Genomic DNA, 17,384 nt, shown 5'->3' on the forward strand with positions numbered 1-17,384 from the left:
GAGGGATTAGGCAGTAGGGCAGTAGGGGGAGGCTCGAGCGCGCTTAAAACATATTGCCCTATTGCCGTACTGCCTTACTCCCCTGCCTCCTAGTTCCCAAACGCCACCGTGTCGGTGATCTCGAAGCGTTCGGAGGCACCGATGCGGATCAGGTTCAGGCTGCCCTCGCGGGTGAAGCGGAATCCGCTTTGCCCGTTCGAGGCGGCTGGCAGACCGGCACGGAAGGAGATGACGCGTGTGCCGCCATCGGGCCAGGTGACGGTCACGTCGGCCTTGTCCTTGCCCTTGTGCAAGACGGTCGCCGCACAGCGTTCCATCGGCTGGCCAACATAGCGCGCGCAGGGGACCTCCACGCCGCCCGGAGCAAGGGCCGCGGGCTGCGGCGGCAGGTCGGCGACGGTCTGCGTGTCGACGGCGGCATCCTGGGCGGGCGCCGCGGGGTCGTCTCCGGTCGACGGGGTTGCAGCCGCGACCAGTGCCAGGCCGTAGGCATCCTGCATGGCGGTGGTGGCGGCGGATTTCGCCGGCGTTTCCGGAGCGGCCGGACGGGTCACATCGCCGAGCCGCGCCGTCAGGTCGGGCGGCGGCTGGCCGGACTCGGCAGGCGTCGCGGCCTGAGCTCCCGCCGGCTGGTCGGTGTCTGGCACGGGCGCCGGATTGACGGGAACGAGGTAGCGCGCCGGGGTCCAGCCGGTGGCTTTCGGATTGTCCGAGACAATCTTGCACCATTGATGCCCGTCAATGTCGTTGCAGCCGAGGTTGGTGACGCTCGCACCATTGGCGATGCGGGCCTCGGTCTTACCGATCGGCGAGGGCTTGGCGCGGACATTGAGCAGGTCGTCAGGGGCCAGCCCGCTGACGACGGAGATGAAGGGCGTGTCTTCGGCATGGGCAGGGAAAGCTGCCACAAACGCCGTCAGCAACGACGGAGCAGCGATCAGCGCGTAGAGAATTGTCCGCAGGCGGCGCCTCATCACTTGGCTGTCGGCGATCAATTGCATTACCAAAGGCACCGCCAGAACCCGAAAACGCTGCCGCACGCAAGCCGGTTTTATAAGCGACGGCGCGGCGCCGTGTCTACAAGCGAGATATCCACGCCTTTTTCAGCTCGAATGTGAAGCGTTCGACGGGGGTGGCATGAACGCATGAGCGCAAGAGCGTTCAGCCTGGACATGAGCTTCGCTCAGTCCGGCATGAACCCGGTCCTGAGCGCATGCGCCCATTCCGGGCGTCCCGCCTGTTCGGCCTGCCGTGCTGCTGCCTCATGGTCGTAGTCGACGGCGATCGCCTCGAAGCGGTCGGGCTGGCCTTCGCCACCCAAGGTGACGATGCCGTAGCGCGCATGCGGCGAGCCCTGTTCGGAGACATGCGCCGGCGGCGTGGAATCGTCATAGGCAGGGCAGCCGATGCTGCCGGGATTGAAGATGACCGGACCGCCGGGGATGCGGACCAGCTCGGCGCGATGGCTGTGGCCGCACAGCGCAATGCGGCAGGCCGGGACGAGCGCCTTCAACCGCCGCCGGATCGCCGCCAGCGGCGCGCGCACCAACTGGCCGTCGACGATGGCGTCGGCGAGGTATTTCTCGTCATGGTCGGGGCGGGCATGGAAGGCGACGATACCCGGCGCGATCTCCAGCGTCAGCGGCTGGGCGAAGAGCACCGCGCGCTGCGCCTCGGTCAACCGCTCCTGCGCATAGACGTCGGAAGCCCACATGGTCTCGTCGGCCGGATCGGCGGCGACGCGGCGGTCATGGTTGCCGCGCACCGTCGGCAGGTTCAGCGCTTCCAGCCGCTCAAACGTCTCGCGCGGCCAGAGCGGACCGGAAACGCTGTCGCCGAGATTGACGGTCAGGTCAGCGCCGCCGCGCCGCGCCAAGTCCTCGAGCACGGCGTCGAGCGCCAGGACGTTGCCATGGATGTCGGCGAGGACGGCGATGCGCATCGAAAGCTCCGGTTGTGAGGGCAATTCCTCGCCTCGGCTGTAAACGAGCGCCGTAATTCAGGCCAGCGCTTCGATATCATGCCCCCCGACCGCCGGCAGGGCAGGGTCGTCGCCGGCCGCGGCGATAACGCTGTCGAGCAGGCCGGGGAAGCGGGCGTCGAGGTCGGCGCGGCGCAGTGTGATCATGCGGTTGGTGCCGACCACTTCGGCGCGGGTGACGCCGGCCTCGCGCAGTTTGGCAAGGTGGTAGCTGAGATTGGTCTTGGAGCCGAGATCGAGGAACTGGCTGCAGTTCAGCGGCACGCCTTCCTTGCTGGCAAGGTAGCGCACGATGGCGAGCCGCGTCGGGTCGCCGAGCACGCCGAGCACGATGGGCAGGCTGATCTGGTCCGTATTGGGGTGAGGTAACGTCATGGCTGGAACCTAAGCGCAGTCCGGGCTGATTTCAACGCATCCGTCCTCGCCTGCCCGTACACGCTATTTCTCCCGTTTCGATCCGTGCCGAACCACCGTGCTGACACAGGGCTGTCAGGAAGGTTCAGCTATTTTGGCCTGGCTTCATTGACATCATGCCCTGTTATGTCCAATTGTTCAATAACTTTTGAACTAAGGACACCTTCCATGGACAAGCGGCTCTTCTGGCTTGCGCTCGGATCGTTCACGATCTCGACCGAAGGCTTCGTCATCTCCAGTCTTCTGCCAGACATCGCCCGGGATGCCGGCATTTCCATTCCGCTCGCCGGCACGCTGATCACCGCCTTTGCGCTTGCCTATGCGGTCGGCACGCCGATCCTGGCGACGCTGACCGGCGAATGGGACCGGCGCCGCGTCATCCTGTGGACGCTGGTGTTCTTCGTCATCGGCAATATCGCCGCCGCCTTGAGCTCCTCCTTCGAAGTGCTTTTGATCGCGCGCATCATCATGGCGCTGTCGTCGGGCCTGTTCGCGGCAACCGCGCAGGGCACGGCGGTGGCGCTGGTCGATGATCATCACCGGGCGCGTGCCATTGCGGTCGTCGTCGGCGGCACCACGGTGGCGGTCGCCGTCGGCGCGCCGCTCGGCGCGCTGGTCGCGGCCTTTGCCGGCTGGCGTGGCACCTTCTATGCCATCGCCGGGCTTGGCGCGCTCGCCGGCGCGATCCTGTGGTACCGGCTGCCGCGCGGCATCGTCGGCACCAAGCTGCCGCTGAAGCGCAGGCTGGCGGCGGCGATGCGGCCCGGCGTGATGCCGATCCTTCTGACGACGTTGCTGGCGCTGACCGGCGCCTTCACGGTCTTTGCCTATGTCGCGCCGCTGGCCATCGAGGGCGGCGGGCTCAGCCAGATCGCGCTGCCCGGCATGCTGCTCGCCTTCGGCGTCGGTGCGGTCATCGGCAACATCGCCGGCGGCCAGGCGGCGGACCGATTTGGCGCCACCCGCACCGTCGGCTGGTCGCTGACGCTGAGCGCGGCCATGCTGGTGATGCTGTCCGTCATCCCGACCTTCCTGCCGCAGCATATTGCCGGCCCGGCACTGATGGCGATGATGGTGCCGTGGGGCATTGTCGGCTGGGCGTTCCCGCCGGCGCAGGCCAGCCGCATCATCAAGCTGGCGCCCGATGCCGCCCCGATCGTGCTGTCGCTCAACGGCTCGGCGCTCTATCTCGGCGTGGCGCTGGGCGCGGTGGTTGGCGGTGGCGTGCTGCGCTACGGCGCGCCGGCCGATCTCGGCCTGGTCGCGGCGGCCTTCCCGATCATCGGGCTCGGCATCGTGCTGGCCGGTCGCTGGGCGGCACGGCCGGTCGCGATGCCGGCCGAGTAGTCCCCGTCTTGAACCCGCCGGCCAGCTTAGTTGGTCGGCGGCAGATCAAAATCCAGTGCGGAAATATCATCCAGCGCCGCGCGCAACCTCTCGGCCTTTTCCTTGCCGACCACGTCCTCGAAACGCTGCTGGGCGACCTGCCACAGCTTCATCGCCTCATCGAGCTTGACCAGCCCTTGAGGCGTCAGCCGCACCCGCTTGATGCGGCGATCGTCCGGATCGGCGAAGGTCTCGACATAGCCGTCGCGGATCAGCGGCTTCAGTGTGTGGCCGAGCGCCGACAGGTCCATGATCAGGGCCGACGCGATGGCGCCCATCGCCGGTTCGTCGCCAATGTGGATCTGATAGAGCAGGCCCTGCTGCGTGGCTTTCAGGCCCGAGGGCGCCAGCACATCATCATAGTACTGGCCAATCTTGCGCGTCGCGCGACGCAGCATCGCGTTGTTGCAGAGCGACAGTCCGGGCAGGGCCTCTTTCGACATGATGCTTCCCTCAGCGGCGCAGACATGATGTCCGGCTGCTGCCTGACAAATAATCCCGGATGCACTCATTGACAAGATAGTGGCATATGCCTATTTCGTTGATAGTGGTATATGCCACTAAATCAATCAGGCGGCTTGCCGGCGAGCAGAGGGCGATGGTCCACGGTGCCGGCGGCCAGGTCGAAGCGAACATTTCGAGATAGAAGGAACAGGACAATGAGTGGACAGACAAACAAGGGCACGGCGGTCGTCACCGGTGCTTCCTCGGGCATCGGCGCGGTCTATGCGGACCGGTTGGCGGGGCAGGGCTATGACCTCGTTCTGGTGGCGCGCCGCGCCGACCGGCTCGAGGAACTGGCCGAGAAGCTGCGCCACGCCTACGGCCGCAAGGTCAGCTTCATCACAGCCGATCTGTCCGATGACGACGATGTGCGCCGTGTCGAGCAGCTGATATCAGCCGACGACAGCGTGACGCTGCTGGTCAACAATGCCGGCCTTGGCGGCCAGCAGGTGGTGGCAACGGCCGACGCCGACGCGGCCGAACGCATGATCAAGGTCAATGTCGTTGCCTTGACCCGCCTGACCCGTGCCGTGCTGCCGGGGCTTTTGGCGCGCAACCACGGCGCCATCGTCAACATCGCCTCGGTGCTCGCCTATGACACGTCGTTCGGCGGCATCTACAGCGGCACCAAGGCCTATGTCGTCAACTTCACCGAAGCGCTGCACCGCGAGGTCGCGGGTACCGGCGTGACGGTGCAGGTGGTGCTGCCGGGTGCGACCCGGACCGATTTCTGGGAGCTTGCCGGCAGTGATATCGACCAGCTTCCGAAGGAAATCGTCATGACAGCCGACGACATGGTCGATGCGGCCCTTGTCGGCCTGGCCAGGGGCGAAGCCGTCACCGTTCCGGCGCTTGTCGACGCGGCCAAGCTGGATACGTTCCTCGGTGCACGCCAGGCCTTTTTTGGCAGCCTGCACGCCGACAAGCCTGCGGCGCGTTACGCGGCTTGAAGACTGGTTTGCTTTGCAAACCAGTACCCCCACCCCGCTCACTTCGTTCGCGACTTGCCGGGGCGAGCCACGGGTCTCGCCCGTCCTTCGGACCCCCACAAGGGGGAGGGTGAGGACGCGCCTTGTCGGCCCAAGCGACAATGGTCTTGTGGGGGGCGAAAAAGCTGGACCCCCCTACCTCCCCCTTGTGGGGAGGTCGGACCGAAGGTCCGGGTGGGGGGACTGGCGCAGATTTAGCTTGAGTCTTCTAAGCCGACCGCCACATCGGAATGATCGACGCGGCCAGCACCAACGCCAGCACGATGTTGAGCGCGCGCCATTGCCATTCTGTCTTGAGCAATCGGGCCAGCACCATGCCGGCGACGCACCAGATGGACAGCGAGATGGCGGCGGTGAGGCCGAAAGTCGAGCCGAGCAGCAAAGCGAGCTGTCCCGGCCCGTCGGCAAGGGCTGCGAACGAGGCCGCCGCGCCCAGCCCCATCGCCCAACCTTTTGGGTTCATCCACTGGATGCCGGCGCCGCCAAGGAAGCTGTTTGGCCCGGCCATCTCCACGTCCAGATTGGGCGGCCCGGCGCGGCCGATCTTGAGCGCCAGCCACAGAAGATAGAGCGAGCCGATCACCTTCATCGCCAGTTGCAGCGAAGGCACGGCAAGCAGCAGGCCGGCGAGCCCCGCGGCGGCGGCACCCGTCACCGTGGCGAGGCCGGCGGCGCTGCCGATCATCAGCGGAACCGATCGGCGAAAGCCGAATTGCGCCCCCGAGGCGGTCGACAACGTCGCGGCGATGCCGGGCGTGGCGGTGGCCACGAAGGCAAACAGGATGAGCGGCAGGATGGGCTGGAGCATGGGGCGTCCTTTTTCGGAAGCTCCATGGTATGCCTGGGCAAGCATCAGTAAATGCAATGTTTGTGATATCTGGCATTAGCATCTATAATGCTAACATGATCCGCAATCTCGATACCGCGCTGGTGCGCACCTTCGTCATCGTCGCCGAAAAGGCCAGCATGACGGCGGCAGCCAACGCGCTGCATCTGACGCAAGGCGCCGTCAGCCAGCAGGTCAAGCGGCTGGAAGACACGCTCGGCTGCAGCCTGTTCGAGCGTGACCGGCGCGGTTTGCGCCTGACACGGTCGGGCGAACGGTTGTTCGATAAGGCCAAGCGCCTGCTCAGCCTCAATGACGAGATCTGGACCGAGATGGCGGGAAGTGCTGTCGCCGGCCAGGTGCGGCTCGGCGTGCCCTACGACCTCGTCGGCACCTTGCTGGCGCCAGTGCTGAAGGCCTATGCCGAGACCTATCCGCAGGTCGAGATATCGCTGGTCTGCGCCTCGTCGCCGGAACTGGCCTCTGCACTTGCGGCCGGCACCATCGATCTCGCGGTGATCGAGGAGCGGGTCGGGCCGACATCAGGCGAATGCCCGGCCATCGACCGGCTGGTCTGGGTCGGCGCGAGGGGCGGCGTCGCCCGCGCCAAGCGGCCGCTGCCGGTATCGATCGTCGCCGACACCTGCGCCTTCCGCCCGGTGGTGCTGTCGGCGCTCAACGAGCATGGGCTGGAATGGCGCACCGTGTTCGAAAACGGCAATATCGACGCGACGACGGCCACGGTGCGCTCCGACCTCGCCGTCACCACATGGTTGGCGTCCACGGTGCCGGCCGATCTCGACATCTTGCCGTTCGATGTCGGCCTGCCGCCGCTGCCGAATTTTGCCATCAATTTGCATCTGCCGAAGCATGGCGTCGGGCCGGCGGCGCAGGAGTTCGCGCGGCATATACGCGACGGGTTGGCGAGGCGGCTGCAGGCGGCTTGAACGTCGCACTTTACTTCCAGTTCTTACGCCGCTCGAGCTCCGCATCCGACGGTGTCTCCTGCGCGAACGACCCGGTCTTGATCTCGCCGCCGCGCTCGTAGGTCGCCATGATGACACCGGTGCTGGAGGTCTGCGACTTGGCAAGCTTGAAGGCGGCCGGCATCGCGCTATCGCCGAACAGCCGCTTGCCCTTGCCCAGCAACAGCGGGAAGATCATCAGCCGGATCTCGTCGATCAGCCCGTTGGCGAGCAAGGTCTGGATCAGATTGCCCGATCCCTGGATGAGCAGGTCAGGCCCATCTTCCTGGCTGAGGCGGCGCACCGCCGCGACGATATCTTCCCCGAGCCATTGCGTGTTCTGCCAGGTGAGGGTGTCAGGCCGGTGCGTCGCGACATATTTGGTCGCGGGGTTGAAGGCATCGGCGATCGGATCTTTCTGATACGGCCAGTACGCGGCGAAGATGTCGTAGGTCTTGCGGCCGAGCAGCAGGTCGAAGGGTTTGGAGAACAGTTCCTCCATTGCCGCGCCCGCTATCTCGTCGAAGTAATGGAAGGTCCAGCCGCCGAATTGGAAGCCGCCGACCGGGTCCTCCTCCGGCCCGCCCGGCGCCTGCATGACGCCGTCGAGGCTGACGAAGGTCGCGGCGATGATCTTTCTCATGGTCTTCTCCCTTGTTCCATCCACGCCGTCGTGGCCGGACTATGCTCCAAGGACGGGCGACCGACGACCATCCCGACAGGGGCCGCCAAATTTTGGGCTGATCCGCCCATCGATGCGTCAGCTGCCGGGTTTGACGCCAAGATTTTTCGACGAGAACCAGACATCACCGAAGATCGCGGTGGCAGTGCGGTCCGGCGCCTTGTCGCTCGTCAGCCAGATCGAGCGGCTGCGCGTCGCCTGCTCCCGCGTCGGGATTTTTGCCGCAAGATCGGCAACCGAGGCACCGAAGCATGGGATGAACCAGGCGCGCATGAAAGGATTGCAGGCGAAGCCCTTTTCGGTGCGGGTCACCAGCATCGCCAGCGGAACGCGCTCGGCCGGGCGCCAGGGGAAGATCATGCGGCCGCCGGGGCGCAGCGCCTTCAGCCATGCAGCCGGTGGGGCGACGACGCCAGCGTTGACATAGACGATGTCGGATGGCGGCAAGGGCGTGGTCACGGCATCGCCATGGACGACAGTCGCATTGCCATAGGCTTCGAGATTCTTGCGCGCCAGCTCGGCCAGGTTCCTGTCCAGCTCGAAGGCGGTGACGGTGCCATCAGGCGAAACCAGCCCGGCCAGCAAGGCGGTGTAGTAGCCGGTGCCGGCGCCGATATGCGTGACGATCTCGCCAGGCCTCGGTGCCAGTTTCCCGATCCACATGGCGTGCAGGAACGGCTCGCCATTGTTGATGCCCTTGTCGGCATCGAGCGCCACCAGCACGTTCTGGTAGACATGGGCGGGGTCGGCGCTCGGCGTCGTGACCTTGCCGTTGCCGGCGACGATCGTCCACGGGCCGGGGCCGAGAAAGGCCTCGCGCGGCACGCTGGCGAACACCGCCTCCAGGCGTGGATCGGATGAGGCGGCATTGGCCGCCATCAGCCGGGCGTAGAATTTCCTGATGTCTTCAATGTTGCTCATGACGCCAGGAAGATAGCGCGATCTGGCGGTTTGTCTCGTGATCCGGCGAAACCTCAGCCGACCCCGAACATCGTGTCGTAGAGCAGCTTGAAGTTGAGCACCAGGATGATCGCCGCGACCACCCAGGCAAGGGCTGCGACACCACGCGGAATGGCGAGATTGCCCATCTTCTTTTTGTCGGAAACAAACTGCACCAGCGGCACCACCGCGAAGGGCAGCTGCATCGACAGGATGACCTGGCTGAACACCAGCAACTGGCCGGTGCCTTTCTCGCCATAGAGCGCGGTGACGACCACCACCGGGACGATGGCGAGGCCGCGCGTCAAAAGGCGGCGCGCCCAGTTGGGGATGCGCAGGCGCAAAAACCCTTCCATGATGATCTGGCCGGCAAGTGTGGCCGTCACCGTCGAGTTCAGGCCCGACGCCAGCAGCGCCACGGCGAACAGGATGGAGGCGATGCTCAGGCCCAAGAGCGGCGACAGCAGCTCGAAGGCCTGGCCGATCTCGGCTACGTCCTGATGGCCGGTGTCGTGGAAGGCGACGGCTGACACGATCAGGATGGCGGCGTTGACGAACAAGGCCAGCATCAGGGCAATGGTAGAGTCCGTCGTCGCCCATTTGATGGCATCGCGCTTGCCCTTTTCGGTGCGCTCATAGGCACGGGTCTGCACGATCGAGGAGTGCAGGTAGAGATTGTGCGGCATGACGGTGGCACCGATGATGCCGATGGCGATGTAGAGCATTGCCGGGTTGGTGACGATTTCGGAGGACGGTACGAACATGGCGTGCAGGATCGTGCCGGCCGGCGGCGCGGCGACGAAGATCTGGATGGCAAAACAGCTGAAGATGATGATCAAAAGCGCGATGACGAAGGCTTCGAGATAGCGGAAACCCTTGTTCATCAGGAGCAGCACGAGGAAGGCGTCGAGCGCGGTGAGCATGGCGCCGCCGACCAGCGGAATGCCGAACAGCAGCTGCAAGGCGATCGCCGTGCCGATGACTTCGGCGAGGTCACAGGCGATGATGGCGAGTTCGCAGGCGATCCACAGCACGAAATTGACGGGACGGGGGTAATAGGCGCGGCAGGCCTGGGCGAGGTCGCGGCCGGTGGCGATGCCGAGCCGCGCGGCCAGCGCCTGCAGCAGGATCGCCATCAGGTTGGACAGCATGATGATGAACAAAAGCGTGTAGCCGAACTGGGCGCCACCGGCGAGGTCGGTCGCCCAGTTGCCCGGGTCCATATAGCCGACCGAAACCATGTAGCCCGGCCCCATGAAGGCGAACAGCCGGCGGAACCAGACACCCGAGCTCGGCACCGCGATGGTGGAATTGACTTCGCGCAGGCTGGGCTGATCGTCCTCGTCCCGATTGGCGAACCGCCATGAGGAGCGGGGGGCTGTGACTTCTGCTTCGGACATGAAAAGGCTTTCCGCGACGTCTGGGAGATGTCCGTAAGCTATGCCATGGCTCAACATTATGCAATAGGCTATATTTCATTGTCGGTGCTTTTTGTTCGGCGCTCCGAACCGCATGTGAAAGGGGCGATCGGAAACGCCGGTTGCGCCTGTGGGGGAATGCAAATAAACGGCCTGAAGAATCAGAGCCCGTGCTATGAAGCAGCAACGGCTAAACTCCCGAGGAGGAGCGCGCATTGGCGCTGAAGAACAGACCGGTCCCACGTGAGCCACTGCCCGACGCCGATGTCCATTCGGAAGGCTTCCGGCAGCAGCGCCAAGCGCGCCGCAGCGCGCTGGTCGAGGATTATGTCGAGCTGATCGCCGACTTGATCGAGGACGGCAACGAGGCGCGTCAGGTCGACATCGCCGCTCGTCTCGGCGTCGCCCAGCCGACGGTGGCCAAGATGCTGACGCGCCTGTGCGCCGACGGGCTCGTCTCGAGAAAACCCTATCGCGGCGTGTTCCTGACCGAGGCCGGCCGCAAGGTCGCCGAGGAAAGCCGCATCCGCCACCAGACGGTGGAAGCTTTCCTGCGCTCGCTCGGCGTCAGCCCGGAGACGGCGCGCATCGATGCCGAGGGCATCGAGCACCATGTCAGCGCCGAGACCCTGGACGCTTTTCGCAAGGCAATGACGGCGCCGCGCTAAAGCTGGCGAATTTCCCGACCGACAAGCCGCCGGAACCGCCTGATGTTACGCACGTTGCTCCTGACATCGCGCGATTGTGCGCGCCAAGGGAGGAAGCAATGGGCGTCGAACAGGCACCGACCGCAAAGGGCAAGCAGGCAGCCAAAGGATTGAAGCAGGCCGCGGCGAAGGATGAGCGCAAGACCGAGGCCGAGACCGGTCACCCGCTGAAGAAGGGCGCCGCGCGCTTCGAGGAGCGATCGAAAAGCTCGGACGGCAAGAGCGCCGGCGCCAAGCAGAAAAGCTGAGGCCAGGCCGATATCAGCGTTTGTCGGCGAAAGCCGTCTGCAGGGATGCGCCTGGATGCAGCGATCAAGGCATGCTCACTCACGGACATCCTGCACCCAGCTTCTGGGGTGGCCGTCGACGCGGAACTGGAAGATGAAATAGGGCGGGATGCAGGTGCCTTCGCCAGGCTTGGCCTGGGGCAAGTCAACGTAGCCGGCGGTGCAGATATAATCCTCGCGGCAGGGGTGCGCCTTGTCGCAGGCGCGCAGGCCGGCGGTCTTGGTGAATTCCTTCGTGCAGAATTTGTGGTCCTTGCCCGAGGCGATGCAATCGTTGAAGCCGGTCTTGGCCAGACGGCCGCACGTCGCTTCGTCCGGAAGCTTGTCGCAGCTCGCCTTGCGCAGCATGCCGCCGGGAAAGCCACCGGTCTTTTGTTCGGGGTTGTCGTAGCGCTGCCGCGCCGCGCCGTAGCCGGCGAGCTTGACCACGGGCTTCTTGTCGCGCGCGGGGTCGATGGCGCAGGCCTTGGCGGTGGCCGGCGACAGGCGGCAGTACTGGTCGTTGCCCCATGTCGACATCTTGATCTCGCCGAACTCGACGGGGTCGCCGACCGCGGTGCCCTTGTCGCTGACGCAGGTGCCGAAGCCCGGATGGATGGCGCTTTCGTGAACGCCGGCGCAGCGCAGGCCAGCGCCGCAGGTCCAGTCCTTGAAGCTTGCATCGTCACCGCGATAACAGATCGAGCCCCAGCCATTGTAGAGGTCGGTGCCCTTCAGCGCTTCGGCATATTTCTGGTCCGGACGGGCGGCGAAGCCTCTGGTGAAATCGGGATGGCCGCCGGCGGCGAACTGCTCGACGATGGCACGGCGGCGCGGCAGGTCGGCGAAGAACACGGCCGAGCCCGGCACGAAGACGGCGTTGCGGCGCGGTTCGCTGGCCGGGTCGGCGCCGGTGTAGTGGAAGCCGGCAATGCCATGCGTCTGATGACAGCCGGTGCAGCTCATCTCGTTCAGCCGCAGATCGAAACCGGCGACCGATTTGATGGTGGCGAGCGTGTTGCCCCGGGCGACATAATCCTTCAGCGCCTTGTCGATATCGGCATCGTCGACCAATCCAAAGGCGATGTTGTTCTGCGAGCGGCTCAAGCCCCCGGGCGCGACGGAGACGGCGCTCTTGGCCAGGAATTTTTCATCGATGACCAACCGGCCATGGTCGAGGTCGTAGATGTTGCGGTCGGTGAGCAGCCATTTGGCGAAGGACGGCTTGTCGGCCAGCACCGTCGCCCGGTCGATCTGGTTCTCCATCTTCGATTCATAGAAGCTCGAAGTGGCCGGGTTCCATTTGAAGATTTTCAGGAGATATTCGGCATGGCCGCCGAAATCGCGCCGCGTCGAGGCCGACAGGCGCAGCACCTGCATGTTGAGCTCGAGCCGCATGATCTGCGAGGAATTGAGCATCGCGCCGGACAGCGGCCCTTGGTCGGAGCGCAGCCAGGCGGCCAACTGCTCGGGCGGCAGGTCTTTTTGGCCGGCGGCCAGCCAACGCTGGGCAACGTCGGCGCAGGACACATCGGTGGCGCTTGGCAGATCCTTCGAGGCGCGCGCCTGCGCCCGCCCGGGCTTGGCGTTGAAGACCAGGCTCATGGTCAGTGGCAGGCGCGAGGAGATGCGCTGCGCCACCTTGCCCTTGGCCGGCTTTTCGGCGACCGAATAGTGGAAGCGGTAGATCAGCCGGATCTCGCCGCATTCGGTGTGGCCGAGATAGCCGCGATCCATGCGGTTGACGACGCCGGTCAGGTCGAGCGTCGAGCCGTCGTCGTCGATGTATTTCGGATTGAATTTCTGGCTGGTGTCGCTCGATTTGGCCATGGCCGCGACATAGGGGTCGGGGCTGGTCTTCGGCTCGTCGGCGATTTGCTGTTTGACGGTGTCGCGCACAGTGGTCAGGGCCGGTACTGAAAACAGGCCGCGATTGTCGACGTCGCGGGCCAGGCCGAGTGCCGGGCCGAGCAGGCGGCTGATCGACAGGCCGCCGCGCTCCAGCGCCTGCAAGGTGGCCGGATCGGTGACGGCGACGCTGGAATCGAGCGTCACCGCGCCGGCCGGCCCGAGACCTAGGCAGGTCAATGCGAATACCAACAATATTTGACCAAGTTTTCGCAACCGCCCCTCGCATTCCTCCGTCACGGCGATGCTACAAGCCTTCGAAGGTTCCGGCCAGTGTGGTGAAGCGGTCATGCCGGTATCGCCTTGGCCATCGAAAAACACTGTGACTTGGCGCAACCATTGGGATAATTGTTTGTTGGGTTGAGCCGGCCTTGCCGGAGCAACGAGGAAGTTCGCATCACGGGGAGTTGCCATGCTCTGGAGAGGCCGTCGTCAGAGTGACAATATCGAGGACGACCGCAGCGACAGCGGCGGCGGCGGGATCGGTGGCGGTGGCGGCGGGTTCCAAATTCCCATCGGCGGCCGCACCGGTGGCGGCGGCAGCATCATTCTCGTCATCCTGGTGGTGCTGGCCGGATGGTATTTCGGCTTTGATCCCTCGGCGATCCTGGGCGGTGGCGACGGCGGCTTGCTGCCGGGCGGCGGCGGCCAGATCACCGACAACGGCGGCGGTGGCCAGGACAGCGGCACGGCACCCGCCAATGACGAGATGAAGCAGTTCGTGGCGACCGTGCTCGCCGAGACGGAAGACACCTGGACCGGCATCTTCAAGTCGCAAGGCCTGACCTATGAGAACCCGAAGCTGGTCCTGTTCAGTGGGCAAATCCGCTCCGCCTGCGGCGCTGCTTCCTCGTCGGCCGGACCTTTCTATTGTCCCGGCGACCACAAGGTCTATCTCGACATGACCTTCTTCCAGCAGCTCGACCAGCAGTTCGGCGCTTCCGGTGAATTCGCCCGCGCCTATGTCATCGCGCATGAGGTCGGCCATCACGTGCAGAACCTGACCGGCATCATGGGCAAGTTCAACGAGATGCGGCAAGGCATGAGCGAAGCCGATGCCAATCAGCTGTCGGTGCGCATAGAGTTGCAGGCCGACTGCTTCGCTGGCGTGTGGGCGCATTTCACCGCGCAGAAGGGCATATTGGAGCAAGGCGACATCGAAAGCGCTCTGAACGCCGCCAAGCAGATCGGCGACGACACGCTGCAGAAGAAGATGCAGGGCTATGTCGTGCCGGAAAGCTTCAACCACGGCACCTCGCAGCAGCGGCAGACCTGGCTGGCGCGCGGCTACAAGAGCGGCAAGCTGTCGGATTGCAACACGATGACCGGCGCGCTTTAACGAGACTGTTTGGAAATTCTACTCCGGCGGCCATCTAGCGGCGTTTTCTGCGCTTCCGGTGCTCACGGACCCAATGTCCGCTGCGCTCCGGTTCTCGATCCCGCCACTATATGGCTCGCCAGAGCGAATTTCGAAACAGTCTCGGCCAGCGTTTCCTGACACTGATCCGGCGACGAGACGCCGTCAGGGAATGTCAGGATCAATGATTCCTGCCTGTTCTCGCATTGTTCCTTTTCGCGGGTTCGCCTATAAGGTGCGTCCGCCTGTGCCAAGGGCGGCCGGAGGAGATTGCCCCATCATGATCGACCCCAAAACCGCCAGGCGGGGCCTTGCGCTCGTCTTCACCACGCTGCTGCTGGATATTATCGGCTTCGGCATGATCATGCCGGTGCTGCCGGCTTTTCTCAGGGAATTGACCGGCGTTGGCATTAGTGAAGCGGCGATCGAGGGCGGTTGGCTGTTCTTCGTCTATGCGGCCATGCAGTTCTTCTTCGCGCCGATCATGGGCGGCCTGAGCGACCGGTTTGGACGGCGGCCGATCCTGCTTGCCTCGGTGCTGACTTTCTCCATCGACAATTTGATCTGCGCCATCGCCTGGTCCTATCCGATGCTGTTCATCGGCCGGGTGCTGGCCGGCATTTCAGGCGCCAGCTATTCGACGACGTCGGCCTTCATCGCCGACATCTCGAATGACGAGAACCGGGCGAAGAATTTCGGTTTGCTCGGCATTGCCTTCGGCGTCGGCTTCGTCATCGGGCCGGTGCTGGGCGGATTGCTCGGGACGTTCGGACCGCGCGTGCCGTTCTTTTTCGCCGCCGGCCTCGCCTTCGTGAACTTCCTGATCGCGATGTTCTTCCTGCCGGAAACGCTCGATGAAAAGCATCGCCGCCGCTTCGAGTGGAAACGCGCCAACCCGGTCGGCACGCTGCTGCAGATGCGGCAGTATGAAGGCATCGGCTGGATCGGGCTCGTCTTCTTCCTGATGACGCTCGGCCACATGATGTACCCGGCGGTGTGGTCGTTCGTTTCCAACTACCGCTATGGCTGGAGCGAGCAGCAGATCGGCTTTTCGCTCGGCGCCTTCGGCCTGTGCGGCGCGATCGTCATGGGCACGGTGCTGCCGCGTGTGATCCCAAGGCTCGGCGAATGGAGGACGGCGGTCATCGGCCTGACCTTCACGGCGGCCAGCGCTTTCGGCTACGCCTTCGCTTCGCAGGGATGGATGGTCTATGCGGTGATCGTCGTCGGCTGCCTGGAAGCGCTGGCCGATCCGCCGCTGAGAAGCCTCGCCGCCGCCAAGGTGCCGCCTTCGGCACAAGGCGAACTGCAGGGCGCGATGACCTCGATCTTCTCGATCACCTCGATCATCACGCCACTGCTCTACACCGCGATCTTTTCCTGGTTCACCGGGCCAAGCGCGCCCGTGACCTTCGGCGGCGCGCCCTATCTGGTCGGCGCGTGCTTCCTGCTGCTGGCGGTCATCGTCTTCGTCACCAAGGTGGCGAGGCCGGCGGCGGTCACAAATGCCACGACCATCGTCGCGGAAGATGGAGCACAAATATGAGCCATGACAGCCGCATCGCGCTGACCAGGGACGGGGTGTCGCTGTCGCGGCTGGTCTTCGGTGCCTGGCGTCTGCTCGACGGCGGCGCCCGCCCGGATGCCGATCAGGTCGCGCGGCTGATCGGCACGGCCGTCGATCTCGGCCTGACCAGTTTCGATCATGCCGACATCTATGGGAATTACGAGGTGGAGGCGGCGTTCGGCGCCGGGCTGGCGCGCTGGAAGGGCAAGCGCGAGGGGATCGAGCTGATCTCGAAATGCGACATCATGCTGGCCTCGGCCAACCGGCCGCAGAACCGGCTGAAGCACTATGACACCAGCGCCGCCCACGTAAACGCCTCGGTCGACCGTTCGCTGACCAATCTCCACACCGACTATCTCGACCTGTTGCTGCTGCACCGGCCGGATCCGCTGATGGACGCTGACGAGACCGCGGCAGCGCTGGCCGGACTAGTCAAGGCAGGCAAGGTGAGGGCGGTCGGCGTTTCCAATTTCACGCTGTCGCAGTTCGATCTGCTGGCCTCGCGGCTGCCGTTTGCGCTCGCCACCAACCAGATCGAGATGTCGGTGCTCAAGACATCGGCACTGACCGACGGCAGCCTCGATCACGCGCAGCGTCTGGCCTACGCGCCGATGATCTGGTCGCCGCTCGGCGGCGGCCCGCTGTTCACCGGCAAGGAAGCCCGAGAAGCTCGGGTACGGGTAGCGCTCGCGGCGGTGGCCGCCGAAGTCGGTGCCGGCGATCTCGCCACCGTCGCCATTGCCTGGCTGCTGCGGCATCCGGCCCGGCTGGTGCCGGTACTCGGCTCGATGAAGCCGGAAAGGCTGGCTGCCATGGTCAAGGCGCTCGACATCGTGCTCGATCGCCAGCAATGGTTCGCGATACTGGAGGCCAGCGAGGGGCGGCCGGTGGCGTAGGGTAGCGCTCGTGCCGCTTAGGGTCTGCCGGTAGCACCATCCTTCACGCTTTGGCGGACTGTTGCTCCATGGGCGGAAGCACCCAACTTTCGTCATCCCTGGGCGAAGCAGGAGCGAAGCTCCGTCGCGGAGACCCTGGGATCCATTCCGTGACCTTAGCCGAAGGCGCAGCGGAGCAGAATTCTGAACCGTGGTGGCGCTCGGGAGTCCCGGCATGGATCCTCGGGTCTGCGCCGCGTCGCTACGCTCCTTGCTCCGCCCGTGGATGACGACGGGAGGCAGGTCTCAGCCAAATGTCGAAGTCACGCGATTGCCTTAGAATGGTCAAAGCTTCCGCATCGAGGATTTAATGCTCAATTCGTTCACTCGAATGCCGAATCTGCGCCAATTCAGCGTGCGTGAGCCGGCCCCGCAAAATATCCATGGTCACGTCAGCGGGCAGGATCTTTTCGGTGTTGAGCTCAGCCTTCCGTTCGTCGTAGATCGCTACATCCGCGGCGTCTTCGAGGGCTTCTTCGGCGGCATGCAGGTCAATGTCTTTACGCATATCGCTGCTCCCAAAACTGCGACGCGCTATTG

Annotated in this window: 18 protein-coding genes; 8 read left to right on the forward strand and 10 right to left on the reverse strand. The window is 64.7% G+C overall.

Going from position 1 to position 17,384, the window contains the following annotated elements; all coding sequences use genetic code 11:
• Positions 1-89: 89 nt before the first annotated feature.
• From AC56QX_RS14065 to AC56QX_RS14075, 3 genes are all read right to left on the reverse strand, one after another.
• Entirely contained in the window at positions 90-1,001 is a 912-nt protein-coding gene (locus AC56QX_RS14065) for an SH3 domain-containing protein (protein WP_497116700.1), read from the reverse strand.
• 182 nt (positions 1,002-1,183) lie between these two features.
• The gene (locus tag AC56QX_RS14070; protein WP_497116701.1) at positions 1,184-1,942 is read right to left on the reverse strand and encodes a metallophosphoesterase family protein; all 759 of its coding nucleotides are present in this window, start codon (positions 1,940-1,942) and stop codon (positions 1,184-1,186) included.
• A gap of 57 nt (positions 1,943-1,999) precedes the next feature.
• On the reverse strand, positions 2,000-2,356 hold the full coding sequence (locus AC56QX_RS14075; protein ID WP_475459078.1) for an ArsR/SmtB family transcription factor: 357 nt from the start codon (positions 2,354-2,356) through the stop codon (positions 2,000-2,002).
• Between the two features lie 207 nt (positions 2,357-2,563).
• Between AC56QX_RS14075 and AC56QX_RS14080 the strand changes: the two genes are divergently transcribed.
• Positions 2,564-3,742: an MFS transporter gene (locus AC56QX_RS14080; protein WP_497116702.1), complete on the forward strand. Its 1,179-nt coding sequence runs from the start codon at positions 2,564-2,566 to the stop codon at positions 3,740-3,742.
• Between the two features lie 26 nt (positions 3,743-3,768).
• Here AC56QX_RS14080 and AC56QX_RS14085 read toward each other — a convergent pair whose 3' ends face one another.
• The gene (locus AC56QX_RS14085) at positions 3,769-4,224 is read right to left on the reverse strand and encodes a MarR family winged helix-turn-helix transcriptional regulator (protein WP_497116704.1); all 456 of its coding nucleotides are present in this window, start codon (positions 4,222-4,224) and stop codon (positions 3,769-3,771) included.
• 216 nt (positions 4,225-4,440) lie between these two features.
• On the opposite strand from AC56QX_RS14085, the gene AC56QX_RS14090 reads away from it, so the two are divergent.
• Positions 4,441-5,235, forward strand: a complete 795-nt coding sequence (locus tag AC56QX_RS14090; RefSeq protein WP_497116705.1) for an SDR family NAD(P)-dependent oxidoreductase — start codon at positions 4,441-4,443, stop codon at positions 5,233-5,235.
• 247 nt (positions 5,236-5,482) lie between these two features.
• Here the strand turns inward: AC56QX_RS14090 and AC56QX_RS14095 are convergent, their stop codons facing one another.
• Positions 5,483-6,082 carry a LysE family translocator gene (locus tag AC56QX_RS14095; protein WP_497116706.1) on the reverse strand — a complete coding sequence of 200 codons (600 nt, stop codon included), beginning with the start codon at positions 6,080-6,082 and terminating at the stop codon, positions 5,483-5,485.
• A gap of 95 nt (positions 6,083-6,177) precedes the next feature.
• Here AC56QX_RS14095 and AC56QX_RS14100 point away from each other — a divergent pair, with 95 nt between their 5' ends.
• Positions 6,178-7,047, forward strand: a complete 870-nt coding sequence (locus AC56QX_RS14100) for a LysR substrate-binding domain-containing protein (RefSeq protein WP_497116708.1) — start codon at positions 6,178-6,180, stop codon at positions 7,045-7,047.
• A gap of 10 nt (positions 7,048-7,057) precedes the next feature.
• On the opposite strand, the gene AC56QX_RS14105 is transcribed toward AC56QX_RS14100, so the two are convergent.
• From AC56QX_RS14105 to AC56QX_RS14115, 3 genes are all read right to left on the reverse strand, one after another.
• Entirely contained in the window at positions 7,058-7,708 is a 651-nt protein-coding gene (locus AC56QX_RS14105; protein WP_497116710.1) for a dihydrofolate reductase family protein, read from the reverse strand.
• Between the two features lie 117 nt (positions 7,709-7,825).
• The gene (locus AC56QX_RS14110; RefSeq protein ID WP_497116711.1) at positions 7,826-8,668 is read right to left on the reverse strand and encodes a protein-L-isoaspartate O-methyltransferase family protein; all 843 of its coding nucleotides are present in this window, start codon (positions 8,666-8,668) and stop codon (positions 7,826-7,828) included.
• A gap of 53 nt (positions 8,669-8,721) precedes the next feature.
• Positions 8,722-10,086, reverse strand: a complete 1,365-nt coding sequence (locus AC56QX_RS14115) for an Nramp family divalent metal transporter (protein WP_497116712.1) — start codon at positions 10,084-10,086, stop codon at positions 8,722-8,724.
• A 233-nt stretch (positions 10,087-10,319) separates the two neighbouring features.
• Between AC56QX_RS14115 and mntR the strand changes: the two genes are divergently transcribed.
• Both mntR and AC56QX_RS14125 read left to right on the forward strand, forming a co-directional pair.
• Complete coding sequence (gene mntR, locus AC56QX_RS14120) at positions 10,320-10,772, forward strand: manganese-binding transcriptional regulator MntR (RefSeq protein WP_172225675.1); 453 nt, start codon at positions 10,320-10,322, stop codon at positions 10,770-10,772.
• Between the two features lie 98 nt (positions 10,773-10,870).
• Complete coding sequence (locus tag AC56QX_RS14125) at positions 10,871-11,059, forward strand: hypothetical protein (RefSeq protein ID WP_019860505.1); 189 nt, start codon at positions 10,871-10,873, stop codon at positions 11,057-11,059.
• Positions 11,060-11,134: 75 nt separating this feature from the next.
• Here AC56QX_RS14125 and AC56QX_RS14130 read toward each other — a convergent pair whose 3' ends face one another.
• Complete coding sequence (locus AC56QX_RS14130) at positions 11,135-13,177, reverse strand: hypothetical protein (RefSeq protein ID WP_497116713.1); 2,043 nt, start codon at positions 13,175-13,177, stop codon at positions 11,135-11,137.
• Between the two features lie 220 nt (positions 13,178-13,397).
• Between AC56QX_RS14130 and ypfJ the strand changes: the two genes are divergently transcribed.
• The 3 genes from ypfJ (at position 13,398) to AC56QX_RS14145 (ending at position 16,805) form a co-directional block, all read left to right on the forward strand.
• Positions 13,398-14,324, forward strand: coding sequence for a KPN_02809 family neutral zinc metallopeptidase (gene ypfJ / locus AC56QX_RS14135; RefSeq protein WP_497116715.1), 927 nt, complete (start codon positions 13,398-13,400; stop codon positions 14,322-14,324).
• A 298-nt stretch (positions 14,325-14,622) separates the two neighbouring features.
• Entirely contained in the window at positions 14,623-15,888 is a 1,266-nt protein-coding gene (locus tag AC56QX_RS14140; protein ID WP_497116716.1) for a TCR/Tet family MFS transporter, read from the forward strand.
• Positions 15,885-16,805 (forward strand): aldo/keto reductase, encoded by a 921-nt coding sequence (locus tag AC56QX_RS14145; protein ID WP_497116717.1) that lies wholly within the window; start codon positions 15,885-15,887, stop codon positions 16,803-16,805. Before AC56QX_RS14140 ends, AC56QX_RS14145 begins: the two co-directional genes overlap by 4 nt.
• Positions 16,806-17,151: 346 nt before the next feature.
• Here the strand turns inward: AC56QX_RS14145 and AC56QX_RS14150 are convergent, their stop codons facing one another.
• A complete protein-coding gene (locus tag AC56QX_RS14150; RefSeq protein WP_497116719.1) occupies positions 17,152-17,352 on the reverse strand; it encodes a hypothetical protein in 201 nt (66 codons plus the stop codon).
• Positions 17,353-17,384: the final 32 nt, after the last annotated feature.

This window comes from Mesorhizobium sp. RCAM 06353 (assembly GCF_059683585.1).

What these genes read in the sequence shown, in the direction of transcription:
- AC56QX_RS14065 (WP_497116700.1), bottom strand. Translation starts at nt 1,001, where the DNA reads ATGCAATTGATCGCCGACAGCCAAGTGATGAGGCGCCGCCTGCGGACA.
- AC56QX_RS14070 (WP_497116701.1), bottom strand. Translation starts at nt 1,942, where the DNA reads ATGCGCATCGCCGTCCTCGCCGACATCCATGGCAACGTCCTGGCGCTC.
- AC56QX_RS14075 (WP_475459078.1), bottom strand. Translation starts at nt 2,356, where the DNA reads ATGACGTTACCTCACCCCAATACGGACCAGATCAGCCTGCCCATCGTG.
- AC56QX_RS14080 (WP_497116702.1), top strand. Translation starts at nt 2,564, where the DNA reads ATGGACAAGCGGCTCTTCTGGCTTGCGCTCGGATCGTTCACGATCTCG.
- AC56QX_RS14085 (WP_497116704.1), bottom strand. Translation starts at nt 4,224, where the DNA reads ATGTCGAAAGAGGCCCTGCCCGGACTGTCGCTCTGCAACAACGCGATG.
- AC56QX_RS14090 (WP_497116705.1), top strand. Translation starts at nt 4,441, where the DNA reads ATGAGTGGACAGACAAACAAGGGCACGGCGGTCGTCACCGGTGCTTCC.
- AC56QX_RS14095 (WP_497116706.1), bottom strand. Translation starts at nt 6,082, where the DNA reads ATGCTCCAGCCCATCCTGCCGCTCATCCTGTTTGCCTTCGTGGCCACC.
- AC56QX_RS14100 (WP_497116708.1), top strand. Translation starts at nt 6,178, where the DNA reads ATGATCCGCAATCTCGATACCGCGCTGGTGCGCACCTTCGTCATCGTC.
- AC56QX_RS14105 (WP_497116710.1), bottom strand. Translation starts at nt 7,708, where the DNA reads ATGAGAAAGATCATCGCCGCGACCTTCGTCAGCCTCGACGGCGTCATG.
- AC56QX_RS14110 (WP_497116711.1), bottom strand. Translation starts at nt 8,668, where the DNA reads ATGAGCAACATTGAAGACATCAGGAAATTCTACGCCCGGCTGATGGCG.
- AC56QX_RS14115 (WP_497116712.1), bottom strand. Translation starts at nt 10,086, where the DNA reads ATGTCCGAAGCAGAAGTCACAGCCCCCCGCTCCTCATGGCGGTTCGCC.
- AC56QX_RS14125 (WP_019860505.1), top strand. Translation starts at nt 10,871, where the DNA reads ATGGGCGTCGAACAGGCACCGACCGCAAAGGGCAAGCAGGCAGCCAAA.
- ypfJ (WP_497116715.1), top strand. Translation starts at nt 13,398, where the DNA reads ATGCTCTGGAGAGGCCGTCGTCAGAGTGACAATATCGAGGACGACCGC.
- AC56QX_RS14140 (WP_497116716.1), top strand. Translation starts at nt 14,623, where the DNA reads ATGATCGACCCCAAAACCGCCAGGCGGGGCCTTGCGCTCGTCTTCACC.
- AC56QX_RS14145 (WP_497116717.1), top strand. Translation starts at nt 15,885, where the DNA reads ATGAGCCATGACAGCCGCATCGCGCTGACCAGGGACGGGGTGTCGCTG.
- AC56QX_RS14150 (WP_497116719.1), bottom strand. Translation starts at nt 17,352, where the DNA reads ATGCGTAAAGACATTGACCTGCATGCCGCCGAAGAAGCCCTCGAAGAC.